Annotated in this window: 16 protein-coding genes and 1 pseudogene; 6 read left to right on the forward strand and 11 right to left on the reverse strand. The window is 62.5% G+C overall.

The genetic code is table 11. The annotated features are described in order from the left end of the window. Positions 1-93: 93 nt before the first annotated feature. Positions 94-1,632 carry a polysaccharide biosynthesis/export family protein gene (locus tag MLD63_RS13525; RefSeq protein WP_255330425.1) on the reverse strand — a complete coding sequence of 513 codons (1,539 nt, stop codon included), beginning with the start codon at positions 1,630-1,632 and terminating at the stop codon, positions 94-96. A 400-nt stretch (positions 1,633-2,032) separates the two neighbouring features. Between MLD63_RS13525 and MLD63_RS13530 the strand changes: the two genes are divergently transcribed. Together MLD63_RS13530 and MLD63_RS13535 are read left to right on the forward strand one after the other, a co-directional pair. Then, the gene (locus MLD63_RS13530) at positions 2,033-4,165 is read left to right on the forward strand and encodes a polysaccharide deacetylase family protein (protein WP_255330426.1); all 2,133 of its coding nucleotides are present in this window, start codon (positions 2,033-2,035) and stop codon (positions 4,163-4,165) included. A 1-nt stretch (position 4,166) separates the two neighbouring features. Beyond that, positions 4,167-5,519, forward strand: coding sequence for a tetratricopeptide repeat protein (locus tag MLD63_RS13535; RefSeq protein ID WP_255330427.1), 1,353 nt, complete (start codon positions 4,167-4,169; stop codon positions 5,517-5,519). Here the strand turns inward: MLD63_RS13535 and MLD63_RS13540 are convergent. From MLD63_RS13540 to MLD63_RS13570, 7 genes and pseudogenes are all read right to left on the reverse strand, one after another. Continuing rightward, positions 5,461-6,447 (reverse strand): putative glycoside hydrolase, encoded by a 987-nt coding sequence (locus MLD63_RS13540; protein WP_255330428.1) that lies wholly within the window; start codon positions 6,445-6,447, stop codon positions 5,461-5,463. The two genes, MLD63_RS13535 and MLD63_RS13540, sit on opposite strands and share 59 nt — an antisense overlap. A gap of 260 nt (positions 6,448-6,707) precedes the next feature. Continuing rightward, entirely contained in the window at positions 6,708-7,751 is a 1,044-nt protein-coding gene (gene galE / locus MLD63_RS13545) for a UDP-glucose 4-epimerase GalE (protein ID WP_255330429.1), read from the reverse strand. Between the two features lie 35 nt (positions 7,752-7,786). Further along, entirely contained in the window at positions 7,787-9,610 is a 1,824-nt protein-coding gene (gene glmS, locus MLD63_RS13550; RefSeq protein WP_255330430.1) for a glutamine--fructose-6-phosphate transaminase (isomerizing), read from the reverse strand. A gap of 87 nt (positions 9,611-9,697) precedes the next feature. Continuing rightward, positions 9,698-11,035, reverse strand: a pseudogene (glmM, locus tag MLD63_RS13555) (phosphoglucosamine mutase); the annotation flags it as partial. A 33-nt stretch (positions 11,036-11,068) separates the two neighbouring features. Further along, positions 11,069-15,565 carry a hypothetical protein gene (locus MLD63_RS17950; RefSeq protein ID WP_304364001.1) on the reverse strand — a complete coding sequence of 1,499 codons (4,497 nt, stop codon included), beginning with the start codon at positions 15,563-15,565 and terminating at the stop codon, positions 11,069-11,071. A gap of 368 nt (positions 15,566-15,933) precedes the next feature. Beyond that, positions 15,934-17,520, reverse strand: a complete 1,587-nt coding sequence (locus tag MLD63_RS13565; protein ID WP_255330431.1) for a DHA2 family efflux MFS transporter permease subunit — start codon at positions 17,518-17,520, stop codon at positions 15,934-15,936. A gap of 5 nt (positions 17,521-17,525) precedes the next feature. After that, the gene (locus tag MLD63_RS13570; protein ID WP_255330432.1) at positions 17,526-18,704 is read right to left on the reverse strand and encodes an HlyD family secretion protein; all 1,179 of its coding nucleotides are present in this window, start codon (positions 18,702-18,704) and stop codon (positions 17,526-17,528) included. Positions 18,705-18,805: 101 nt separating this feature from the next. Here MLD63_RS13570 and MLD63_RS13575 point away from each other — a divergent pair, with 101 nt between their 5' ends. Beyond that, on the forward strand, positions 18,806-19,489 hold the full coding sequence (locus MLD63_RS13575) for a TetR/AcrR family transcriptional regulator (protein ID WP_255330433.1): 684 nt from the start codon (positions 18,806-18,808) through the stop codon (positions 19,487-19,489). 85 nt (positions 19,490-19,574) lie between these two features. On the opposite strand, the gene MLD63_RS13580 is transcribed toward MLD63_RS13575, so the two are convergent. From MLD63_RS13580 to MLD63_RS13590, 3 genes are read right to left on the reverse strand one after another with little or no spacing between them, the layout of a single operon-like run. Beyond that, the gene (locus tag MLD63_RS13580) at positions 19,575-20,942 is read right to left on the reverse strand and encodes a sensor histidine kinase (protein WP_255330434.1); all 1,368 of its coding nucleotides are present in this window, start codon (positions 20,940-20,942) and stop codon (positions 19,575-19,577) included. After that, positions 20,939-21,601 carry a response regulator transcription factor gene (locus MLD63_RS13585; RefSeq protein WP_255330435.1) on the reverse strand — a complete coding sequence of 221 codons (663 nt, stop codon included), beginning with the start codon at positions 21,599-21,601 and terminating at the stop codon, positions 20,939-20,941. Before MLD63_RS13585 ends, MLD63_RS13580 begins: the two co-directional genes overlap by 4 nt. A gap of 5 nt (positions 21,602-21,606) precedes the next feature. After that, positions 21,607-21,918 carry a PepSY domain-containing protein gene (locus MLD63_RS13590; RefSeq protein WP_255330436.1) on the reverse strand — a complete coding sequence of 104 codons (312 nt, stop codon included), beginning with the start codon at positions 21,916-21,918 and terminating at the stop codon, positions 21,607-21,609. A 121-nt stretch (positions 21,919-22,039) separates the two neighbouring features. On the opposite strand from MLD63_RS13590, the gene MLD63_RS13595 reads away from it, so the two are divergent. The 3 genes from MLD63_RS13595 to MLD63_RS13605 all read left to right on the forward strand — a co-directional run bounded on the left by MLD63_RS13595 (position 22,040) and on the right by MLD63_RS13605 (position 24,890). Continuing rightward, positions 22,040-22,291: a PepSY domain-containing protein gene (locus MLD63_RS13595; protein ID WP_369697007.1), complete on the forward strand. Its 252-nt coding sequence runs from the start codon at positions 22,040-22,042 to the stop codon at positions 22,289-22,291. A 77-nt stretch (positions 22,292-22,368) separates the two neighbouring features. Beyond that, complete coding sequence (locus tag MLD63_RS13600; RefSeq protein WP_255330438.1) at positions 22,369-23,334, forward strand: calcium-binding protein; 966 nt, start codon at positions 22,369-22,371, stop codon at positions 23,332-23,334. Between the two features lie 209 nt (positions 23,335-23,543). Then, positions 23,544-24,890 carry a DUF2254 domain-containing protein gene (locus MLD63_RS13605; protein ID WP_255330439.1) on the forward strand — a complete coding sequence of 449 codons (1,347 nt, stop codon included), beginning with the start codon at positions 23,544-23,546 and terminating at the stop codon, positions 24,888-24,890. Positions 24,891-24,917 lie beyond the last annotated feature (27 nt).

The raw sequence follows: 24,917 nt of genomic DNA on the forward strand, positions 1-24,917 counted from the left end.
ACACGGCACTGCCGACGAAACCGCGCAGGAAAAGCCCTGACCCGGAAGCAGAATTGTTTACCGGCTGAAACGTGGTGTCGGTGAGATGGGCCATTATTTCGACGCGCTCCGGATAGGTTCTTGGAGAACTTCGCGTGGGGCGCTGGCCAGATCGGTATCCTTCTGTTCGATCTGCACCGTAATCAGGTCACCAGGCCGGACGAGGGTATCGGCACTGGCGATAAGGGTCGTCGCGGTCGCGCTGTCCAACGGGCGGTCGATGGTCACGCCAAGCTTGGTGTCCTCGTCCTCCAGCAGGTTCAGTTCCGCGACCACGCCGTTATACTCGCTTTCGGCCGCGTCCGACGCTGCGGTAATCTGGCGCAGCTCGGAGGTCAGGCTCTTGCGGCGTTCGATCCGGGCGAGTGCCGCGTCCTGCCCTACGAGACGCAATTCCGCCTCAAGCCGGAACAGAAGATCCTGCTTCTCCAGCAGGATCCGTTCCGCATCCATGATCCGCGCGAGCGTATCGTTCAGCTTTGCATCGGTGATGAATCCGCTTTGCAGCATCTCGCTCTGCTGCTCGTGACGGCCGTCATAGTAGTTCACCTGCTTTTCGGCGGCGTCCACCTGTTGGCGCGCGCTTTCGATCCGGGCGGTCAAATCGGTCATCAACGCGTCAGAGCGGACCTGACGCAGCTGCTCTGCCTCGTGATCGGTCGCCAGCGTGCTGCTTTCACGCTCAACCCGCTCTTCACCCAGCAACGCAAGAGCGGCCTGCATCGATGGATCATCGTTGTCCAGACTGTCGCGGTCATCGAGTGCAGCCTGAATGCGCGTGCGCTCCAGCGCGAGGCTGGTCCGAGACTTGTAAAGGTCCATTCTGCGGGCACGAAGCGTCACAAGGCGAAGCTGGACCGTCGGATCGTGATCGATCGCTCCTGCCTGGGCAAGCACCCGCTCGACCGTCAAGCCCGGACTGTGGGCATATCCGCCCGGAGCGCGAACGGCACCCCGCACGAGGATCGACGGACGCGCTGCGAATGCTGCGCTGACTGTGTTTTGGGTGCGAATCCGTTCAAACGCACCGCGGGAAACCAACATCTCGATGCAGGAAAGTCCGTGCCCCGCGACGTCGATATGTCCGATGGCGGGCAGCGAAATCTCTCCGGTTGCACCCACTTCGTAGGTTCCCGACAGGTCCAGCCGCTCGAAGACAATATCCGTTGGCGGCACCTCGGCCCCATCCGCCGCGGGAACGGAGGCCAAGGCCGAGCTTTCAAAAATCCTGATCTGCAACCGATCACCGATCACTGCAGTATCCTCATCACCTTCCGTTGCCTCGCATTGCGGGGGAACGACCGGCGCTGTCGCCGAAACCATAAGCGGTTCTATCGGCGCAAGATTGTCGGGGGCGAGCGATTCGGAAATTGCAGCGGGGTCGATCAGAGCCGCGCCATTCAATTCGCCAGGCGTCTGAAGCGCCGCTATCGCGGGTCGGAGCCTCAGATCGGCTCGGTGATAAACGTCCGTGACAGTTGCAACGACCGACCGGAAGCCACCGTCCTGCAGGATCGGCCACGCCCACATGCCGGTCATTCCCGTGACGACGATGGCTGCACTGGCGAGAAAATTTCCCAAACCACTCGACATACCGACTTCCTGTCTTGTCGCCTCGATGCGCCACAGGACATCTCTGTTGCAGCGTCGCGAAATTACGTCATTTGAAATATTCGCTCAATTGACCTGTCGGGTGATCTTATCGCTGCTGCGCCCGCGAAGGTTTATCCAAAGGGTGAGTCAACTAGTCTCTAGTATAATGGCGACTACACCCCGAATAAATTGAAGCAACCCGTCCCACTAACTTATGCTAGACAATATATAATATGTTTTCCGAATTTAGTCGAATGATCTATTGTCTCAATGATCTGCGTTTCGTGCCCTGGCGAAGAGATCGACCTTGAAACTTTATTTTCTCCTGCTGACTGCGATCTTCTCTTGGTCTCCAGCCGGAGCGATGGCCGAAGCGTGCGCAACTTTGCCTCGAACGACCTTGGCGCTCTACGACAGCAGTCGTGAGGGCGATATTCGTGACACGCGTATCCATCGATTTGCCGAGCTTGTTCTCAATCACTTGGGACAGGTCCTGGTCTATCACGATGTCACCGACCCGACGCCGCCACAGGTCGATCCTGCTGAGGTCGGACTTGTGATTTCCTGGTTCGACAGGGGTGTCCGCGGGACCGCAGCACTGGATGAGTGGCTGACCCAAGACACGGATTTCTGCAGCGACGGGCCGAAATTCGTCGCGTTCGGAGAAGTCGGATTTTGGACAGACGCCTCGCCAGTGCTATCGTCTAAAGCGATGACCGCCATGGGCATCCGCACTGACGGTATCACCTATGCTGTCGGTGTTTCGGCCACCGTGACCCAAAAGGTTGACGGTTTGGTTGACTACGAGGACGATTTCCTGATCAGTCCCGGCGATTACCAGGGCATCGCCGCCGAACCAGACGCCCGCCCGCTGTTGCAGCTGAAAGCCAATGGCAAGGATATTGCCTTGGCGGTTATCGGACCCCGGGGTGGCTATGTTCATGCCACGGCTGCGGTCGCCGCCGGCCCGGGGGGGCAAGCCGGCTGGATCGTAGATCCTTTCGGTTTCTTCGAGGCGATCCTTCGGAACACCGACGAGCCCAAACCGGATCCGACCACGCTTCAGGGCCTACGTACGTTTTTCGTCACTGTCTCGTCGGTGGGCTGGCTCGATCTCATGCCCGGTCAGGTGATTGGAGAGCAACAGCAGCTTGCCTCGGAACTACTAGTAAAGCGCTTGATCGAGCCCTTCGGTGATCTGCCGCTGACGATCGCGATCCTCGCCGGAGATCTGTCGCCCGAGCTGGGCGGACCGAGCGCGGAACGTGGTCGCCAAGCTGCGATGCAGTTGCTTGCGGCACCGAATGTCGAAGGCGCCGTCCAAGGATTCAGCGACATTCGCAACTGGGGCTTTTTCGCGCATTACGATCCCGCCCGCGAGGCAGAGATGCTGACGACGCCAGAAGTGATCGACGACCAAGGTGCGCTGGTCGACACAGCCATGCAGACGCTGCGGGATGCCTTTGCAGAAACGGGCGCATCGACCTTTTCGCGGACACCGGGAGCTCCACGAAAATACGCCAGCACGCCCTTTGCCCTGGATCAGGAGGTCACTGCGGCGATCGGCCAGGTCAATGAGTTGTCGGAGGGGAGGATTCCGGCGCGGCTCTATGCCTGGAGCGGGGACGCCCGTCCGTTCGAGGCGGCGCTTGAGGCGGTGGATCTGGCAGGCATCGACAGCATCGGCGGGGGCGGCGGTATCGTGCTGGCGGCGCAACCGTCATTGACCGCGCTGTCACCGATGGTCACGCAGGTGGGCAGTCACCATCAGATACATGACGCGCTGGGCGGTGATGCGGATTTCACCGATGACTGGACGTCCCCACTGTACGGATTTCACGGCCTGCCGGAAACGTTGCGCCGGACGGAGGAGCCGCGCAGGATCAAGCCCTTCCATCTGTCGTTCGCCGCCCGCTCGATGATCCATTTCGAAACGCGGCGTGCGGTTGAGAGCAATCTTGAATTGGGCCGTTCTCCGGATCTGGTCCCGATCCGGACCACAGCCTACGTCGCCGCCGTCAAAGGCTTCATGTCTGCGCGGATCACATCGGAAGGGGACGGCCTTTGGCGTGTCCATGATCGTGGGGCGCTGCAAACTGTGCGGTTCGATCACGCAAGGGATCGCTCGCTTTCCATGGACGCCAGCGACGGCGTGATGGGCGCGCACCGAAAGGGTGACAGCCTATACGTCGCGCTGGCACCCGGCGTCGAAGCGCCGTTGGTTGCCCTGACAGACAACAACCGTCCCGACGGAATTGTCCGCGAAACGCGCGCGCCCGCCCTTTTGGCTAGTCGGCCCATCGTCGAAAGCTGGAACCGCAGCGCGTGCAGCATCGAGATGGAACTGTCCGGCTTTTCCGAAGGCGACGTGACGCTCGCTGCCGATCCAAGGACGGAATATCACGTCGCGATCTCTGGCATGGATGACGCACGACCCCACGCGACCTTCGCAGACGAAGCGGGCGTCCTGACCATTCGTGTTCCGACCGCGCCCGGCGGACTTCGTGGCCTGTCCGTGGCGGGAGGATGCTAGGATGCGTCCCGACGTGAAGCGTGATTTCGTGATGATTTCGCTGCTTGTCGCCGCAGGCGCTTTGGGTGGGATCTTGGCCTTGCAGCCCGACCCTAGCGTCAGGCTCGAAGCTGAATTGTCACGCCTGGAACCTGAAGATGCGCTTCAAGAACTGCGCGAGGTCGATGGCCGCATAGCGTTCGACGACAATCTGGAACTGCTATACGGACGACTGCTGCTGGCGGACGGCGATCTGGATGTTGCGCAGAGATCGTTTCTGACGTTGCTGAAGCGCGCGGGACCGTCCGAAGAGGTTCTGGACACTCTCGCGGGGATCAACGCGACCGCCGGTGATCTGAAGACCGCCGCCAGCTACCTGCGACAGGCCTATGACATCTTTCCATCTCCCGAGAGGCGTCTTCGTTTGGTGGGATGGTATCGAGCATTGCGCCAACCCGAGGCCGAGCGCGATCTGCTTCTGTCGGCGCCGCCAGAGACACTGACAACGTGGGAAATCGAACGTCTCGCGTTGCTGCTGATCCATGACGAACGGATCGACGAATACGAAACGCTGATCTCTTCCCTAGCCAACAGCGATGTCGAGGACCATCTCGCCTTCAAGCGCAGCCTGCTGGAATTTCTGGTCGAGTCCGGCCGATCCAGTGGTGCGGTCGCGGTCGCGTCGCACTGGGCGCAGGAACCGGGCGCGGCCGAAGCTTTGGACGTCTCGCTCCGTGCGCTGATCGGTCGCGGCGCAATAGACGCGGCGATCCTCGTCGCACGTGAAAGCTTCCGGCTTGCCCCACAGGATAGCCACGTGGTGCTGCCGATCTTCGCGCAAAGCGGGCACGGCGGTATCGCGCGCATCCTTCAGAATGAGTGGCTCGCTTCGAAAGGGACATTGACCGAGGCGGAATGGGACACGCTGACCATCGTTGCCGAAAGCACGGGCGACATGCGCGGGCTGCAGGTTGCGCTATCGTCGAACCTGCTGGCGGGCGCGGGTCCAACCAGCAGGGCGCTGATGCAGTTCATGCGATATCGGGGGGCGCAGGCGCTGGTTCCCTATCGCAGCTTGATGAACGAAGACGTGTACAAGGAGGCGCCGCTGCTGGGCGCGGCCTGGTCGGCTTGGCAGGGCGACCAGGCCTCGACCTATCGCCATCTCGTCGCCGCAGGGGGGCAGGATCAGTCAGAGTGGGATCAGTTGATCTGGATGTCACTTCTGGACCGGTTGAAAGGCAGCCCGTTTCATCGTGCCCTTCTGGCCGGCGAAGCCCAGAACATTGGCCTTCGCCAGCGACTGCGCGACAGCGTCATTCCAGCCCGGCCAGCGAGCGTGACGGCATCCGGATCGGCGGATATAGCTGGTTGAAGACGTCGTCGGCGCTCACATAGGGATAATAGCCAAGCTCGGCCGCCTTCCGGGCAATCGAACCGCTCAGATCCTCGGGCTTCTGATCGGTAAAATTCGTAGCCACATCCAGCGAAAGGACGGCGACGCCGTGACGGCGGAAGTCCTCTTGCAGCGCTTCAATCGTATGAGGATGGGTCGATGGCGCCGAAAGATTTTCCACCATGATGCCGTCAATCGCCTCCAGATAGGCAGCGAAAGCCACACGGCCCTCGACGCCGGGTGCCGCAGCTGCATCTCGGCCGATAAAGACGCCGTTGTTCACGACGATATAGGCGTTGCAGTTCCATTGTCGGGCACGTTTCGCAATCAGGACGACCAGCTCCATCATTTCGATCGCCATGGCCGGCGCTCCGTCAGGAGCGACTGGGCTGACCCCGTTCGGCCATTGAAGGGTCTTGTCCATCGCGTGGCTATAGTAATGGAGCACATCGTCCAGAAAGAGACCCTTTACCCCGGTCTGCATCAGCCTGTCAGTCTGGGCGAGAACGACGGATCGCCAGGCATCGGTCCAGTAGACCGAAAGATGCTCGCCATGCGCGGTCCTTGGTCCGTACCAGGCGGGAAGGCTGTCCGGCACGCCGATGTCGACCCCATCCATCTGGTCGATCCAATAGTCGCGATAGTCGGCGATCTCGCTGACATTGAGATAACCCAGGGCGGGCCGAAGTCCGTTTTGTTCGATCAGTGCCATCTCATCGGGTGTGAACAGGATCTCGTGACCCGTATCACTGTAGGGCGCTGCAACCTTCGTCGCTTCCAGGATCAGAAGGCCATGAGGCTGGCTCGCCAGCGACTCGGCGTCGTAACCCGCACCCCAATATTGGACGCCGAACCCGTCCTTGAGGGCAAGGGCCAGTTCGGCGGCGCGCGATCGGGCGCTGGACATGATGCATTCCTGATCCGGAAGTGTCGCAGGGGCAGCCTGAGCATGGGCCTTATGTGCGGGAAGCCATACAACCAATGATCCGCAGAGGCTGGCGAACCAGAACAATAACCTGACCTTCAACACGGTTGATCCCCGAAGGCGCCGCACCCCCGGCGCGCGGTCCGATCCGGCGTCTGCACATCCCGTTGCGCCAAGCATCGTGCTGCGAATATCTGAAAATCCGGCGCTTCAAGATTCGCGGAGGCTTGTGGTCCGAAATCTCAGTTCGCCACAAGATAGGGCGAGTTGTCCAGTGCCGCGCGTTGCTGGAAGGCCCAGTGATCTGCGCACATCTGGGCCAAATCCCGGGTCGCCCGCCACCCAAGAACCGTTTCGGCCCGACTCGGATCGGCCAGTGAGATCGCGGCGTCGCCCGGACGGCGAGCCGTGATGCGGTAGGGGATGGGAAACCCGCAGGCTGCCGAGAACGCGTCGAGGATCTGCAGGACGCTGTAGCCGGTGCCCGTCCCAAGATTGATGCGCATGTGCCGATCCTTCAGCGGCGGACCGAACAGGCGGTCGATCGCGGCAACATGGCCCCGTGCAAGATCGACGACATGGATGTAATCGCGCACGCCAGTCCCGTCCGGCGTGTCGTAATCGTCGCCGAAAACCTGCACCTCCTGCCGCTGCCCGATCGCTGTCTGCGCGACATAGGGGAACAGGTTGTTAGGCGTATCCTTGGGCCGTTCGCCGATCAGTCCGCTCGCATGGGCCCCGACCGGGTTGAAGTACCGCAACGAGATCGCGGTGAACCTTGGATCTGCTTCGACGAGGTCATCGACGATTTCCTCTATCATCAGCTTGGTTCGGCCATAGGGGTTGGTGATACCGGTCTGCGCCGTCTCGGAGATGGGCAATTCCTTCGGAACACCGTAGACCGTCGCGGAAGACGAAAACACAAGCTTTCGCACCCGCGTCGCCTGCATCGCCTGCAGCAGCGAAATGGCCCCCAACAGGTTGTCGTGAAAGTATAACAGCGGATTTGAAACCGACTCGCCCACCGCCTTCTTGCCTGCCAGATGGATGACGGCGTCGATCCGATATTGTTCCAGCGCCTCGGCGACCACCGTCTGATCGCGGACGTCGCCTTCGACCAGAACGACCATGCCGGCGGCAAGCTGAGGGATGCGCGCGACGGCGCGTCGGTCCGAGTTCTCGAAATTGTCGAGTATGACGACGCGGTGGCCTGCCTGAAGCAGTTCGACCACGACATGGGACCCGATATATCCGGCGCCGCCTGTCGTAAGAATGTTTCTGACCATTGGCAGTCGCGAAGCCGAAGATGCGCCCATCATCATCATTCCACCGTGACGGATTTGGCGAGGTTGCGGGGTTGGTCCACGTCCGTGCCCTTCGCGACCGCTGCGTGGTAGGCGATGAACTGGACCGCAACTGCATAGATGTAGGGAGCGATCAGCGGATCGACCGCCGGCATCTCGACGCGGCGCCATACCTCTTCCGCCAGATCCCGGCTCGCCTCGGCGTCACCGATCAGCGCAACCCTGCCCTTGCGACCCATCACTTCGCGCAGGTTCGACGCCAGCTTGTCGAACAGCCCATCGAAGGGGGCCAGCGCGATGATCGGGGTCAGTTCGTCCACCAGCGCGATCGGACCGTGCTTGATCTCGCCGGCCGCGTAGCCCTCTGCGTGAATGTAGGTGATCTCCTTGAGCTTCAGCGCCCCTTCAAGCGCCAGCGGATACATCAGTCCGCGGCCCAGGAACAAAGTGTCGCTCGACCGTGCGATATCATGGGCCAGCGCCTCGAACTGTGGCTCAAGCGCGATCGTCTCGGACATCAGGCGCGGCACCGTGGAAAGAAGCTCGACATAGCCATGCTCCTCGTCCAGGCCGATCTCTCCGCGCTTTCGCGCGATCAGGACGGCCAGCGCCGACAGACAGAACACCATCGCGGTGAATGCCTTGGTCGAGGCAACCCCGATCTCGGGTCCCGCATGGATCGGCAGGATGACATCCGCCTCGCGTGCGATGGTCGAGGTCGTGACATTGACCAGACCCAGCGTGATCTGACCGCGCGACTGCGCGTAGCGCAAAGCCGCCAGGGTATCCGCCGTCTCTCCCGACTGGCTCACGACCATCGTCACGCCGCGGTCGGGCAGCGGCGGCTCGCGGTAGCGGAATTCGGATGCGATCTCTATCTCGACCGGGATCCGGGCGACCCGTTCCATCCAGACCTTTGCCACGTGGGCCGCGTAATAGGCCGTGCCGCAGGCCACGATCGTCAGGCGCGGAGCCCTGGCCCAATCCACGTTCTCGGCCGCGCAAGCGATCCGGGTACGGTCTTCGGAAATCCAGGCGCCCAAGGCCCGCGCGATGACGCTGGGCTGTTCATGGATCTCCTTGGCCATGTAATGCCGATGCTGACCCTTGTCGGCGACGATGGTTTCCAAAGCGACGGTTTGGACATCCCGCGTGACCGGGTTGCCCGCCGCATCGTGAATGCGCACGTCGCTGCGGGTCAGGACGGCCCAGTCGCCCTCTTCCAGATAGCAGATGCGATCGGTCAGCGGCGCCAGCGCGATCGCGTCGGAGCCGACGAAGTTTTCACCCTCGCCGAACCCCAGCACCAGCGGAGAGCCGCGGCGCGCGCAGATCAGCAGGTCGGGCCGACCGTCGAAGACGAAGCACAAAGCATAGGCACCGCGCAGACGGGCGATCGTGGCCGCAGCCGCATCCTCGCAATCCAGACCCCGGGCGAGCATGGATGCGCACAGCGTCGCGATGACCTCGGTATCAGTCTGCGATTCAAAGCTGTAGCCGGCGTCGACGAGGTCGCGTTTCAGCTCCAGATAGTTTTCGATGATGCCGTTGTGGACGACTGCAACGGGACCAGAGCGATGAGGATGTGCATTGGCCTCGGACGGGCTGCCATGCGTCGCCCAACGGGTATGGCCGATCCCGGTGGTCCCGCGCAGCGGCTGGTCAAGCAAAAGCGCCGCCAGCGCCGACAGTTTGCCTTCGGCGCGGCGCCGGTCCAGCACGCCACCTTCAAGCGTCGCCATGCCGGCCGAATCGTATCCGCGATATTCAAGTCGCTTCAGCGACGCCAGAAGGATCGGAGCCGCAGGTTGATTAGCGATGACGCCGACGATACCGCACATGGTTGAACCTCGTCAGGTGCTGCGGACAAGTTGCGGGTGCAGCGGACGGGCTGCGGTCGCCGCTTCAACAGCGGCAGGATGGGGGCAAGCCTCGCCACGTAGGGCGTCGGCGATCTCGTCGGCGATCTCGGACAGCAGGTCGACGTCGTCGCCCTCGGCCATGATGCGGACCAGCGGCTCGGTGCCAGAAGCGCGCACCATCAGACGCCCCGACCCGCCCAGACGCCGTGTCATCCGGTCGATGACGTCGCTGACTTCGCGCTGGTCCAGCGGGCTGGTGCCGCGCAGGATCGGGACGTTACGGGTCAATTGCGGGACAGGCTCGAACCGCGACAGAACTTCGGAGGCTGGACGATCAGCCTCGCGGATCGCGGCCAGTGCCTGAAGCGCGGCGACAAGGCCGTCACCGGTCGTGCTGAATTCGGACAGGATGATGTGTCCGGACTGCTCGCCGCCGATCGTGCATCCCGTCTGCCGCATCAGTTCGATGACATGACGGTCGCCGACCTTTGACCGGACCAGGCCAATTCCCCGGCTTGCAAGACGCCGCTCCAGCCCCGTGTTCGACATGACCGTTGCAACCAGCGTATTGTGCGCAAGCGCCCCCCGAGCGTGCGCGGTCTCGGCGATGGCGCACATCAGCTGGTCGCCGTCGACCAAGCGTCCGGTCTCGTCGATCAGATGCACGCGGTCGGCATCGCCATCCAGGCAGATCCCCAGATCGGCGTGATTGGCCCGGACTGCCTCGATACAGGCTTGCGGCGCGGTCGAGCCGCAGCCCGCGTTGATGTTGGTGCCGTTCGGCTGGGTGCCGATGCGGATCACCTCGGCGCCCAGTTCCCAGATCAACTCGGGCGCCACCCGGTAAGCTGCACCGTTGGCCGCGTCGACGACGATCCGCAAACCGTCCAGGCGAAGGCCACGCGGAAAGGCGCGCTTAACGAATTCCATGTAGCGTTCGCCGGCACCGTCGATCCGCTTGACGTGCCCGATCATGGAAGGCTCTGCCAGATCACCCGGATCAGCCATAGCGGCTTCGATGGCGGCCTCGTCCGCATCGGAAAGCTTGTAGCCATCGGATCCGAAGAACTTGATCCCGTTATCCTGATGCGGATTGTGCGACGCAGAAATCATCACGCCCAGGTCAGCGCGCAGCGAACGGGTCAGCATTCCGATCGCGGGCGTCGGCAGCGGACCGGTCAGCACGACGTTCATCCCGGCCGAGGTGAAGCCGGCGACCAGGGCGCTTTCCAGCATGTAGCCAGACAGCCGCGTATCCTTGCCGATCAGCACGGTCCCGGCGTGACCGTTACGCAGCACATAACGCCCCGCCGCGCGGCCCAGATGCATCACGACATCGGGCGTGATGGGCCAGCTGTTCGCGCGTCCGCGGACTCCGTCAGTGCCGAAATACGTCCTGTTCATGTTCTGATGTTCCGTTGCTGCGTCGGAGAAAGGTCAGACCAAGATCGAGTTGACGATGTCGGTGGCGAGCAGGTCGGCCGCATCCAGTCCAGCAAGCAGCAGGTGATTAGTGCCGATCGTCAGTTCCAGGCCGCTTGCCGTGTCCACAAAGGCGTTTCTTGCCTCGGTGACGCTGGAGAAGCCGAAGCCCATCAATTCCAGCCGGTCGAGGCCGCTTGTGAAATCAAGGATCGTGTCGAAGGCATCGCCGACGCGGAAGACGAAGTGATCCGCACCTGCGCCGCCGGACAAGGTATCGTTGCCGCCCCTGCCCTCGAGATGATCGGCGGCGCTTCCTCCCAGAAGGATGTCCTTCGCGGCCCCCCCGATCAACTGTGCGCCCGCGATCAGGAAATCGACGGTCGCCGAATGCTGACCGACCGCGTCGAAGCCCAGCGAGATGGTACCGGCGTCAGACAAGGTCGCACCATCGGCGCCGGTGATGTGGATCGGCGCCACGCCTTGCGTCTTGGGATCGATCAGAACCTCGCCCTTTCCTGCGAAGACGAAGCTTAGATCTGTTCCGTCGCCCGAGACCGAGATAAGGTCACCGCGCATTGGCATCGCGGCGATCCGCGTGACATCCGCCATGGTGCTGCCAAGCGTGATTTCGAACGTTCCGCCCGAGCGCGGAAGGAAAACGGAGTCGCCGTCCCAAGCATACCAGTTGGCGACCGACGCGATGTGACCTTCCTTGCCCATGTCCAGCGCGAAATGGCCCGCGTCGCTGGAGCCCACCGTCGCCGTCACGACATTCCCCGAGCGTGTTGCGGTCAGGCTGCTGTGGGAAAAGCTTTCGATGCGACGCGCGAGATCATCGCCCGTCACGAATTCGGCGCCGTTGGCGAAGGCTGTCGCGATCAGTGTCTGGAACATCTGAAGGCTGTAGACCTGTGTCGGGTCACCCAGGTTCCAGTTCGTCGGGCCGTAATCGTGCCACGGGAACGCAAGTATCGGCGTCGTGCCGTTCGCGGTCAGCGTCGCGAATTCAGCCAGCCACGCGGCCTCGGCCTGAGCGGGCGTCATACCGGCCCATGCGATCAGCGAAAAATCGAACGACATGTTGGGCGCGAGGTAGACCTTGTCCGTTTCACCCGGCGTCAGGAAACCGAACGCCCCCGGATAACCGGCCCCGGAACCGGAATATCCACCGCTGAGATAATCGAAGAAGTGGATCATCTCGCGTGTCGCATCGAGCCGCTCGGGTGCGCCCGGAACTGCCGCGCCGGTCAATTGCAGACCCAGCTCACGCTCGATGATCAGCTTGGAATATTCGAATTGGAACGTGTACGACGCCTCCAGCACCGCGCGCTCCAGCTCGGTCAGGGACAGGACGCTGACGGCTCCTGGATTTGCCGGATCCGTTCGGGCAAGCGTATCGGCCAGGATCGCATTGATCTGGCTGGCATTCATCTGCGAGAGCGCCGTGATCACGGCCGGATCGGCGTCACTGTGGGTGGCATACGGCGACCAGACCGGCACGCCACGATCAACGATACTACCATAGGCAGCGATGCGAGCCGCCAGCATCTCGTCCGTGATCGCGTCGGGCAGCAGCAGATTGGTATCGTGGGGATGGGTGTAGGAGTGCGAGCCGATCTCGCTCTCCAGCGCCAGGATGCGGTCATAATAGGGCTTCGAGACCGCCCAGTCGGTCACCTGGTCGGGCCCGTAGGCCCCCACATTGATATAGTACGATCCGACGAACCCGTAATCCTTGTACCATTTCTCGATGATCGGCAGCATCGCGTCATAGATTCCGGGATTCTGGTCCCTGACGTCCCAGACCTCCTGGGACTGATCCATGTCGTTTCGCGAATAGAAGAGCGACTCGTGCCGCGTCATCAAAAGCGACACGTCGGGCGCGTTGTCCTGCAGCACCCAGTCGATCGCCTCGCCGAGGATGTTGTTGTTGCCCATGATCGCGTCGGTAGCGAAATGGACGTTCCGCCCGCCTGTCTGCGTCGCGATCACCGCGTCGTGGATTCCGCCGGTCACGACCTGCTGGAACAGGACCTGACCGGAGCCGGTCGTGTCGGTGAAGTTGAGGTAGCTGTTGTTGGCGTAGTTGCCGACGATCTGGTTGGCCGCGTAGCCGTCGAAGATCGGGTTGGCCGCGCCAGTCGCCTGAAGGGTGACGCCGCTGGTGCTGCCGAAGCCTTCCAGCGTGACACCCAGCAAGGATTTCATGCGGGCGTACGAGTCCCCTGCAAGCGCCGCGCCGGTTTCATCATTGGTCAGGAAATTGCCCGCCGCGATCAGGCCAACACCATAATCCTGCACCGCCGTCGCCAGCGAGGCGGCGATGGCGCCGACCTGGGATGACTGCGCGTGCGAGAAACCGGGGAAAACGATCGCGTCGTAACCGGCCAAGGCCGCCGGGTTCAGCAGATCCGCCTCGGTCAGAAGATCGAAGGGGATGCCGGCCTGCATCGCCTGGTTCTGTGCGGCCATGAACAACTGGCCATAAGCCGTCTTGTCGTAGAAATGGTCGGCCGTGGTGGCGGAGTAGACGATCGCGATACGGCTTTCGGGGGCGTCCACAGGCCCGGTCGGTGCGGGCGGTGCCCCGACGACCAGGTTCGCGCTGGCATAGTCGCCCGGAAGGAAGACGGCATCGTTCAGGTCGGCGAGAACGCGAACCTGATCCGGTGAACCGGCCAGCAGGCTCTTTGACACGGCGACTTCGAAGCCAGAGCCGTCGGCGCTGCGTCCGAATTCCAGATCGGCCACGAAGGTGCCGCCCGCCGCGCCGCTATACAGCTTCGCCTGTCCGTCGGCCGTGATGTTGATGTTGTATTCCGCGCCGCCTGCCCATCCCCAAATCTGATAGCCGGTGGCACTGTTCAGATCGGTGTCCAGCCAGATCGTCGTATTGGCTCCGACTGCGGCGCCGTTCGCGTCGATGGCGAAGACGTAAGCATCGCCGCCGCCTGCATCCTTCACAAGCTGGCCGCGCAGCTCATGGCCAGCCTGGGTCGTCAGCAGGGTAGCGCTGGTCCATTCGGACAGCGAACCGTCCAGAGTCACGCCCCCGACGATCGCCGGCGGCAGCTCACCCACCACGAAATTCGCAGTGGCGTAGCTGTTCGGGATGAATACGGAGTCGTTGACGTCCGCATAGACGCGGGTCGAGCTCGACCCGTTCAGCAAGGACTGATCGACTGCGAATTCGACCGTCTTGCCGTCTGCGCTGCGGGCGTAGTCCAGTTCGGCGACAAGCGTCTGACCGGCTCCACCGCTGTAAAGCCGCGCAACACCGTCAGCGCCGATGTTGATGTTGTACTCGGCCCCGACCGCCCAGCCCCAGACTTGATAGCCCGTGGTCCCGTCGCGGTCCGTGTCCAGCCAGATCGTCGTTCCCGAACCGATCTGATCAGCGGTGCTGGTGATGGCGAAGGTGTAGGTGCCGCTTTGCAGATCACCGTGGAGGGCATAGCCTGCAGCGCCGGTTTCGGCGCTGTCCAGCCGCGTGGACGCCGCCCAGTCCGAAAGGTCGCCATCCAGCGTCTTGCCGCCGGCCTGTACGACGGGCGCGCTGCCGACAAGAAGATTGGCGGTCTCGTATGAATTCGGGATGAAGACGCTGTCATTGACGTCGGCATAGACGCGGACTTGCGACGGACTTCCCGCCAGCAGTTCCTGCGGCACGGCAAGCTCCAGCACGGTACCGCCGGCGCCCAGCGTATAGGTCAGATCCGCCACGAAGGTCTGCCCGGCCGCGCCGGAATACAGGCGGGCCACACCATCGGCGTCGAAGTTGACGTTGTATTCGGCTCCGCCGGTGAAGCCCCAGATCTGGTAGCCGGTGCCACGATCCAGGTCGGCGTCGATCCAGATCGTCGTTCCCGCTCCGATCGCCGCACCATCGGTCGAAATGGCGAAGACATACGTGTTGGCCGTGAGGTCGCCGTGGAAAGCGTAACCCGCCGCCGCCGTCGCTGAGGTATCGAGCCGCGTGTCGGCGCCCCAATCACCCAGATGTCCGTCGAAGGTCTTGTCACCGATCACGGGTGCGGGGGCGGGGGGCGAGACGATGAGATTGGCTGTGGCATAGCTGTTCGGCACGAACGCCGCGTCATTCACATCCGCATAGACCCGGACGGATTCGGGCGAGCCGGCGAGCAGTCCGCGATCGATCCGAAACTCGAGAACGTGGCCGTCGCTGCTGCGCGCCTCTTCTAGCTCGGCCACCAGGACCTGCTCGGGACCGCCCGAGAATAGCCGAGCCGACCCGTCTGCCGCGATCTCGACGTGATATTCGGCGCCGCCGGCCCAGCCCCAGATCTGGTAGCCGGTGTTGCGGTTCAGATCGACGTCCAGCCATAACGTGGTGTTGTCACCGATGACGGCATTGTCGGCGGTCATTGCGAAGTAAAGATAATTGTCTTCGACGGTCCCCCAAAGCCCAAAGCCCGGCGTCCCCGTCGCGGGCGTGTCGAGTCGCGCAGTCGTGGACCATTCGGACATTGAGCCGTCGATCGTCGTCATCTGCGCCACTCCAATCTGTGTCCGGCCGGAGAATCCGCCTAAGACCGTGATTCCGTGGGCTGATCATCCCGCCGCCGCGGGCTCTCGATCAACGAACGCGACGGCGAATCGCCATCGGGACGAGGGACTGACGAACCGGATAACGCCGAAAGGTTAGTGGGTGATGCGACGCTTGGTTTGGCACCGCTGTGGGCGCTTCACCGCATATTTATGTCGACGGATGCAGTCAGACGGCTTCTGTTCCCGACCTGAGCGAGATGATGGAAACCGTCTGACTGACCTTTGGGTGTAGATGCCAAAGCGTTGATCACTGATCCGTCGAAGACTGATTCACGCCGATTCGCTCTTCGCGATCCCGCCGATGTGCCTCAGTGTCCACCGCCCGCGGCGGCACCCTTGGCTGGAGGACGCATCAGCAGCGCGCCGAGCGCGAGCGTCGCGAAAAGAACCGTGATCAGCAGGAACACGTCGATGAAGGACATGATCGTCGCCTGACCCCGAACCCGAGCGGCCATCTGCATCAGCGCTCCAGTCTGCCCGTCCAGCCCCCGCGCCGAAAGCGATCTTGCCATTCCGTCCAGCTGCGAAACAGCCTCGGCATTGGTCCAGGCGACCGCCTCTCGCAAGCGCTCGCGGTGCAGCGCGCCGCGATCCGTCAAAAGCGTGTTGATGACGGCAAGGCCCACCGCGCCGCCCAAGTTGCGGGTCAGGTTATAAAGGCCCGAGGCTCCCTTCATCTTGTCCGGCGGCAAGGTCCCTAGGGCAAGGTTGTTGATCGGCACCATGCACAGCATCAGCGACAGGCCACGAAGGATCTGGGGTGCCAGAAGCTCGCGGAAATCCCAGTCGGCCGTCAGCCCGGTCAGCATCCATGTCGATGTGGCGAAACCCAGAAAGCCCACAAGCAGCATCACCCGAAGATCGATCCTCGAGGCCATGAAGCCTGCCAGCGGCGCGCCCGCGAACATCGCCAGACCAGAGACGAAGACCGTCTCGCCGATCATCAGGCTGTCGTAGCCGCGCACCGACCCTAGATAGAGGGGGTAAAGGTAGGTCAGTCCGTAAAGACCGACCCCCATCGTGAAGCTGAAGACCGAACCAACCGCGAAGTTGATGTCCCGAAAGGCCGAGAAGTCGACGATGGGCTCATCACGCGTGAATGCCCGCCAGAACGTGACGATGCCCCCGATGACCATGACCAACGCCAGGACCGCGACAACATGATCCGAAAGCCAGTCGTTGGACGGCCCCTCTTCCAGCACGTATTCCAGTCCGCCGAGGAAGGCGGCGAGCGCCCCCAGTCCGATCCAGTCAAAGCGATCGAATAGGCTCCAGTTCGGGCGATCGAAATCGATCATGCTCCAGGCGCCCAAGGTGACGAAGATGCCGGGGATGACGTTGACCAAGAACAGCCAGTGCCACGACAGCGCATGGCTGAGATAGCCGCCCACGGTCGGACCGACGGTCGGTGCGAGCGTCGCGATCAGTCCGATAATCGGCGAGACGACGTTGCGCTTGGACGGGGGAAAAATCGTGAAGGCGGCCGCAAAAACGGACGGGATCATGCCGCCGCCCAGAAATCCCTGTAGCGCGCGCCAGACGATCATCTCGTTGATGGATCCGGCGGTCGCGCACATGAGCGAAGCAGCGGTAAAGCCCGCCGCCGAGACCGCAAACAGGATCCGGGTGGACATCATCCGCCCCAGAAATCCCGACAACGGAATCATCACGACCTCGGCGATGAGATATGAGGTCTGGACCCAGCTGATCTCGTCAGGCGAGGCGCCTAGACCGGCCTGAATGTCCGGCAGCGACGCCGATACAATCTGGATGTCGAGGATCGCCATGAACATCCCCAGCACCATCACCATGAAGGCGGCGATGCGGCGCGGTGTCAGTTCGGGCGGCGCAGAATGGTCCGGTGATGCAGCCGCTGCGGCGTCGGTCGAGGCCATGGCCCCTACTCCGCGGCGGTCGTCGCGATCGGGGTCTCGCCCCCGTTCCGTGTGTCGATGGCGATCTCAGTCGAAAGGCCTGCGCGCAGCGCGCCGGAGGCCAGCGCATCCTCCGGAATCGCGATCCTGACCGGGACGCGCTGGACGATCTTTGTGAAGTTACCGGTCGCGTTTTCTGCCGGCAGCAACGAGAAAACCGCCCCGGTCGCAGGCGAGATCGAGGCGACATGACCGATATAGGTCTGGCCCGGCAGGGCGTCGAAGGTCATCTCGACCTCAGCGCCGTTCGCGATCCCGGCCATTTGCGTTTCCTTAAGGTTCGCCTCGACATAAAGGCTGCCGTCCGGAACCAGTGCGGCCAACCGCGTGCCTGGCGTCACCAGATCGCCCGGCTCCAGCGTCATGTTGGCGACGATCCCGTTGGCGGGCGCGGTCAGGACCGTCAGATCCAGATCGCGCTGCGCCTGATCGACGGCAACCTTCAGTTCCTGGCGCTGACCCTCTGCCTCGGCGCGCTGAGCTTGCAGGACAGCAACCTGAGCCTCGGCGCTGGTGATGGCGGCCTTCGCCCCGGCAACTCCGGCGCGCGCGACGTCGAACGCCTCGTTCGCGCTGTCGAGCTGTGCCTGGCTGGTGACGTTGCCCGAAGCGAGCCTGCGGGCGCGATCGGCATTGGTGCTGGCGGTGCGCAGTTGCGCCTCGGCGGTGTCGCGTGCGGCTTCGGCTTGCGTGACGGCAGCGCGGGCCGCATCAATCTGCGCATCGATGCGGATCAGCGTCTGGCCAGCCGTTTCCCACCGGCTTTTCGCGGTCGCCAGCGCGTTTCGCGAGTCGCCGTCATCCAACCGAACCAGCACATCGCCGGCCGAGACGTGTTGGTTTGAACGGACCGGTACGTCGGCCACATAGCCATCGACCCGTGCGCTGATCATGGTGATATCGGCGGCGACATAGGCGTCGTCGGTCTTTTCAAGAAAGCGGCCCGTCATCCACCACTGGCTGCCGAACCAGCCACCCGCACAAAGCGCGGCGATGACCACAACGGGCAGCACATTGCGAAACATCGACCGCTTCTTCGCGGGCGGTTCAGCACTGGTCTCAGGGATTGCAGCAGGCGTGGCTGCGCTGGAATCGGGGACGGGGCGATCGTGCCGGGACATCGAACAGCCTTTCGAAAAGCTCATCGAACCGATTGGTTCGATCGCAATCTAGTCAAACTTCGGTCCAGCTTCAAGCCTTTATCGAACCGATCGGTTCGATTATATGCGGAGCAGGAGAACACCTGATGACCGAACACGTTTCAACCGAAAAACCCTCGCCTGCCCCGCCCAACTCGAGTGGACGGCACGCTGCCGGCGCCGACCCGGCCAAGCGCGAACAGATCCTGGCGGGCGCCAAGTCCGTCTTCATGACGAAAGGCTTCGACGCAGCCGGGGTCAACGACATCTGCCGCGCTGCCGGCGTCTCGAAAAGCACCCTCTATGTCTATTTCGAGAACAAGGAGGATCTGTTTGAGAGCATGGTCGAGGCGCAGCGCGACCGTCTGTTCGCCGGCGCCAGTACCGCGCTGTCCGAGCCGCTGACGACAGAGGAGACATTGCGTCGCTACGGCACAGCCCTTGCCGAGATCCTATGTTCGGATCAGGTTCTGCGCGCGCATCGCATCGTCGTCGGGATCGCCGAGCGCATGCCGGAGATCGGCGCGCGCTTCTATGCTGCTGGCGCGATGCATGCGCAGTCCGCACTGGCAGATTTTCTGCGCCGCAGGGTCGAGTCCGGTGATCTGGCCATTCCGGATGTCGAACTCTCAGCCGCACAATTCATAGAACTCGCGACATCCAACCTATGGAAACCCCGGCTCTTTGGTCGCGAAACGAGGCCACCCACTGACACAGAGATCGCCCGTTCGGTGACCGCGGCGGTGACGATGTTTCTTGCGGCGTACGGTGTTAAGCACGGCGGTTCGTGAAGGACGTGAAAGGGCTGGGGGTCCAGCCACGGCGACTATTCGGTGCAGCAAGAATCCTGTCTCAGCGAGCAGCCGGTATCTTGTTTCACCGCGACCGGCCGGACACGTCAATCGCAAGGGGCAGGCAAAGCGTCACCGTGAGGCCCGGAAATCCGTTGTCGAGGGCCATCGTTCCGCCTGCCGCCGTGACGATTTCCGCCACGATTGCCAGGCCGAAGCCTTGACCATTGCTTCGTTCGTCCAGCCGAAACCCACGCGCCATCAGCTTTTCCAGCGCTTCCGCAGGTACGCCCAAACCATCGTCCGCAAGCGTGATGCGCGCACGCCCTTCATCTGTAACGGCAGAAATCGCCACTTGAGTCCTTGCATGACGCGCTGCGTTCTCGGCGACGGCTCCGATGGCTTCCGCAAGATCCTCGGCATCGACGCTGACGGCCAAGCCAGGTGGAACATCCACCTCCCACAACAATGCTGATCCAGACGGTGTGCGACGCAAAACCTTGACGACCCCATCGATAACGCGTGCAAGGTCGGCGCGTGAGACGGACCGATCGGATCGGATGCGCGCGCGTCGCAATTCGCGGTCTACCAGCCCCTGCATTGAGCCAGCAATGCGCTCGATACTGTCGGCCAATTGCTCCTGCCCCTGATGGCGCAGCTGTTCAGCGTCGCCCATCAGCGCTTGAAGCGGTGTCTTCAGGCCATGCGCCATGTCGGCGGCGCGGTTGCGCGCCCGCATCAGTTCCTGATCGCGATCCGTCAGCAGTGTGTCGATCTCTGTCGCGAGTGGCATGACCTCGGCGGGAAGTTCGCCGCCCATGCGCGCGACCTGACCGGCCCGAAGCGCTGACACACGTTCGCTGACGGCGGTGAGCGGGCGGATGCCCACCGTCACCTGCGACCAGAATGCGACAAGAAGCATCGCGCCCAACCCGAAAGAATAGGGCAGAAGATCGCGAATAAAGCCCTCGCGAGCGGACAGCAGTCCGGCGCGATCCGAGGCAAGCACGACCCGCGCTTCAGTCGCCTTGTCCCCTTCGCCAATCGTCACCCACGTCTCGTAAGCCAATAGCGCGGCACCGCGGGGACCTGTCAGGTCCAGCACCCGCTCGCTGCCTGACGACAGCGCGGGCCCCACCCGCGGCAGCGTGACGTCCCAGAGCGATCGAGACCGTCTAATCTCCGAACCCAGTTCCAGCTGCCAATAGTGGCCAGAAAAGGGCTGCTCGTAGCGTGGATCGACCGGCTCACGACGGAAGACCGGTGTCTGGGCTTCCGATAGCTCGATCATCGCCATAACCGAATAGGATCGCGACTTCAGATCGGCGACGGCGACGCGCTCGATGTGCCGATCAAAGAGCAGAGCGAGGCCCAGCAGCGATAGGACGAGCGTGCCCAGAACCGCAAAGCCACCGATCAGGCCAAGGCGCAGGCGCAGGGAACGTCGATTCACACGGCTTCCTCAAGGAAATAGCCGAAGCCCCGTTTGGTGCCGACGATTCCCGGCCCCAGCTTGCGTCGAATACGCACCACGATCGCCTCGAGCGCGTTCGTCTCGCGACTGTCCTCGTCGCCGTAAAGATGATCGAGCAGTTCGGTGGGTGACAATACGCGATCACGGTGCAGCGCGAGATAGGCAATCAGCCTGAACTCCAGCGGCGTGACGCCGACCGGCACCCCGTCGAGTGCGATCGACATCCGGTTCATGTCGATGGAGAGCCGACCCACCGCCTGATGGGACGACGCCTGACCGCCGGTCCGGCGAACCAGGGCACGCGCCCGTGCCAACAGTTCTTCCATTCGAAAGGGTTTGGGCAGGTAGTCGTCGGCACCTGCGTCGATGCCTTCCACGCGCTCTGTCCAGGCGCCGCGTGCAGTCAGGATCAGAACCGGGCTTGCAACACCCTCGGCCCGCCAACGCTTCAACACACTCAGCCCGTCCAGATGCGGCAGTCCAAGATCCAGCACGATCAGATCATAGGCTTCCGTTCCACCCTGGAACCAGGCCGTCTCGCCGTCGGTCACGTGTTCGACCCGGAATCCCGACGATTGCAATGCGCGCGTGACGTCCCGCGCGATGCGATCGTCATCTTCGACAATCAGGGCACGCATCGCGCTCAGTCGTCCTCGTCCAGCGAAAGGACGGTGCCGTCTCGCGCGTCCAGTTCGACTTCCAGCAGCCGTCCGTCCGGGCTGACCAGTTCGACCTCGTAGATGCGGATGCCGTCTTCCATTTCGATCTCGACCTCGATCACGCGCCCTGGCTGAACGGCTGACACTTTTTCAAGGATCGTCGCCAGCGGCAGGATCTCGCCTCGACGCACCGCCTCTTCCGCAAGTTCGAAATCAGGGATCGCCGCATCCTCGCCGACAGCGGGATACGACAGAAATGCCAAGGGGACGAGCAGGATGAGCGCAATAATTTTCATGATGATCCACCTACACCCGCGATGCTGACAATTTCCCTACAGATCGCCTCAGGCGGCTGTCAGGCACGCTATGCAAAGGTGCGTCATCCGAAACGAACCAGAAGGAAAGAAGCCGATGAACATGGGCGGAACCGCAATCCTAAGCCTTTCCCTGCTGACGACCGCCGCTGGCGCGCAGATCGCCCCAGGGTCGGCCGCTCCGTCGCTGGGCGCCGCCGTAGAGGCGTTGGAAGGCAAGGGTTACACGATCCTAAATATCGATCGTGACGATGACGGCCTGGAAATAGATGCCCTGACCCAGGCCGGCGCACGCGTCGAAATGCTTGTCGATCCCTCGACCACCGAGATCCTGCGCGAAGTCTCGGACGACTGAACCATTCTCCTTCGACCGGATTTCACCACGGCGACGCGTAGCGCGCCGTTTCTCACCACGAAAGAGGACTTTTTATCATGGCAAACATCAACGGAACCAATGCTGCCGATCGCCTTCTCGGCACCCGTTTCAATGACGACATCGATGGCCGCGGCGGTAATGATCGGATCTTTGGACTCGCCGGCAACGATGAAATCGACGGGGGCGCGGGAAGCGATCTTCTGTCGGGCGGGATCGGAAACGACGACCTTGAAGGTGATGCTGGCAATGACCGGCTGTTCGGTGGTGACGGAAACGACCAGCTCGACGGCGGCCGTGGGAACGACGTCCTGACCGGCGGGCTTGGTGCGGATCGCTTCGAATTCGAACGCGGCGACGGGCGCGACGTCATCACCGATTTCCGCAACGGCATTGATCGGCTCGACTTCGACGATTTCAGTGCTGCCCAGATCAGGGCTGTCATCGGCGGCGCCCGTCAGGTCGGTGATGACCTGGTGCTCACGCTGTCGTCCGACACCTCGGTAAGATTGCAGGATTTTCGTCGGGCCGATCTGGACCTGTCCGACTTCACAGGCTTCAGCACCGCTCCGGCGCGCGGGCGCGAGATCGAAGGGACGAATCGTGCAGACGTTCTGGCGGGTGGAGCAGGCAACGATGAATTCGAAGGACGCGGCGGGAATGACCGGCTGATTGGCGGCGGCGGTCACGACGACATCGAAGGAGACAGCGGCGCCGATCGCCTGTTCGGTGGCGCTGGTCGAGACAGCCTTGAGGGTGGGTCGGGCAACGATTTCCTGACCGGCGGCATCGGCGCCGATATCTTCGAGTTCGAACGCGGTGACGGGCGTGATGTCATCACCGATTTCCGCAACGGGGTGGATCGGATTGACCTTGACGATTTCAGCGTCGCCCAGACGCGGGCTGTCATCAACGGTGCGCGGCAGGATGGCGATCATGTGGTCCTGAGGCTGTCCGCTGATACTTCGGTCACGCTCGCCAATTTTCAGGCATCCCAGCTGGATCTGTCGGACTTCATCCTGTGATCTGAACGAGACTGCCAGGGGGCCAAGGATACGGGCCCCCTGGATACGTTTCCGATTGTTTCCCAAAGATATGATCGTCATCCGGAGGGAACGACGGCTCGCCACGAAAGTTGAGGCGAGCGGGTATCAAGCGGGGCCGGGCCTATGGACAGACACGAACGTGATCGACATCACGGGTCCATAAAGCTTGCGGTCTGGATGACGTTACGATGAGCGCGCTGCCCAACCTGCACGCCGTCCGCGCAAAATGGGATGCCGTGAGGACCAGCCTGTGGTTCCTCCCCGCGATCCTGGGCGCGACGGCGCTGCCGCTTGTATATGCTGCGCGACACTTCGACACGCGATCCGGGTCTGCGCCCGCGCAAGATCAAGCAGGGTGGATTTACCGCGGCGGTCCCGATCAGGCGCGCGAAATCGTTGCGACGATCTTGTCTGCCATTGGCACCATGACCAGTCTGGTCTTTTCGATCACCATGGTCGTCCTGACGCTGGCCGCGGGACAGTTTGGCCCCCGGCTCGTCCGCAACTTCATGGCGCGGCGCCAGACGCAGCTTGTCCTTGGCGTCTTCGTTCTGACGATCCTCTACGCGCTTCTTCTCTTGTCGGCGCTTGGGCAAGACCAGCAAGAGGGACGCTTTCCGTCGGTCACGGTGGCTGTCGCGCTCGCAGCGTTGTGCCTGGGGCTGCTGGTGGCGTTCATTCATCATCTTGCCACGTCGATCATGTCCGAGTCTTTGATCGAAGCGGTGGGAAGCGAGTTGGACGAAGGCGTGGCCGCCTTGGACGAGGCAAAGACAGAAGAGCCTGCTGAAGGCGAGCTTCCCCAAGATTTCGGCCAACGGGCGGCGTTCTTCGGAACGGATGGGTTTGGCTATGTGCAATCCGTCGAGATCGACCAGATCCTCAAGGCAGCTCGTCAGGCGGATGTCGTAATCGGGCTGGACCTTCGGGCGGGAAATTTCACGATCGCGAATGGTCGAGCCTTCGGAATCTATCCGGCAGATCGTGCCTACCCGGACCTTGTAAAGGAAATTCGCGCCGCGATCATGCTCGGGCCACATCGCACGCCTATTCAGGATCTTGAGTTTCCGATCCGACATCTGGTCGAGATCGCCGTCCGCGCCCTCTCGCCCGGCATCAATGATCCATACACGGCAGTCTCGGTGATCCACCGTCTGTCGGCAGCCTGGCCCGAACTGATGAGGCGCGCCGTGCCGACAGGGATCTATCACGACGCCGACGGGATACTGCGCCTTATCGGACCGAGCATCGATAATGCGAGCCTGATGAATGCTGCCTTCAGTCAGATCCGACAGGCAGGCGCCAGTATGCCCTTGGTGCTGATCCATCTGCTCAAGTCATTCCGCAGCATGGCACCCTGCACGCGCAACGCTGCGCAGCGAGACGCCCTTGCCGCCGAGATCACCGCGGTCGTCGAGGATGCGCGGCGCGAAATTGCAAACCGGGCCGACCTTCGTGACGTCGAGAGCCATGCAGAACGCGCCTGGAGGGCTCTGGAGAGAGAAAATCCTGACCCCTCCACCGCCGACGAGTGACTGCATCTGAAAGAATTCCTGCGACCC

Source organism: Paracoccus albicereus, assembly GCF_024359525.1.
In the GTDB taxonomy this organism is placed as follows: Bacteria; Pseudomonadota; Alphaproteobacteria; order Rhodobacterales; family Rhodobacteraceae; genus Paracoccus; species Paracoccus albicereus.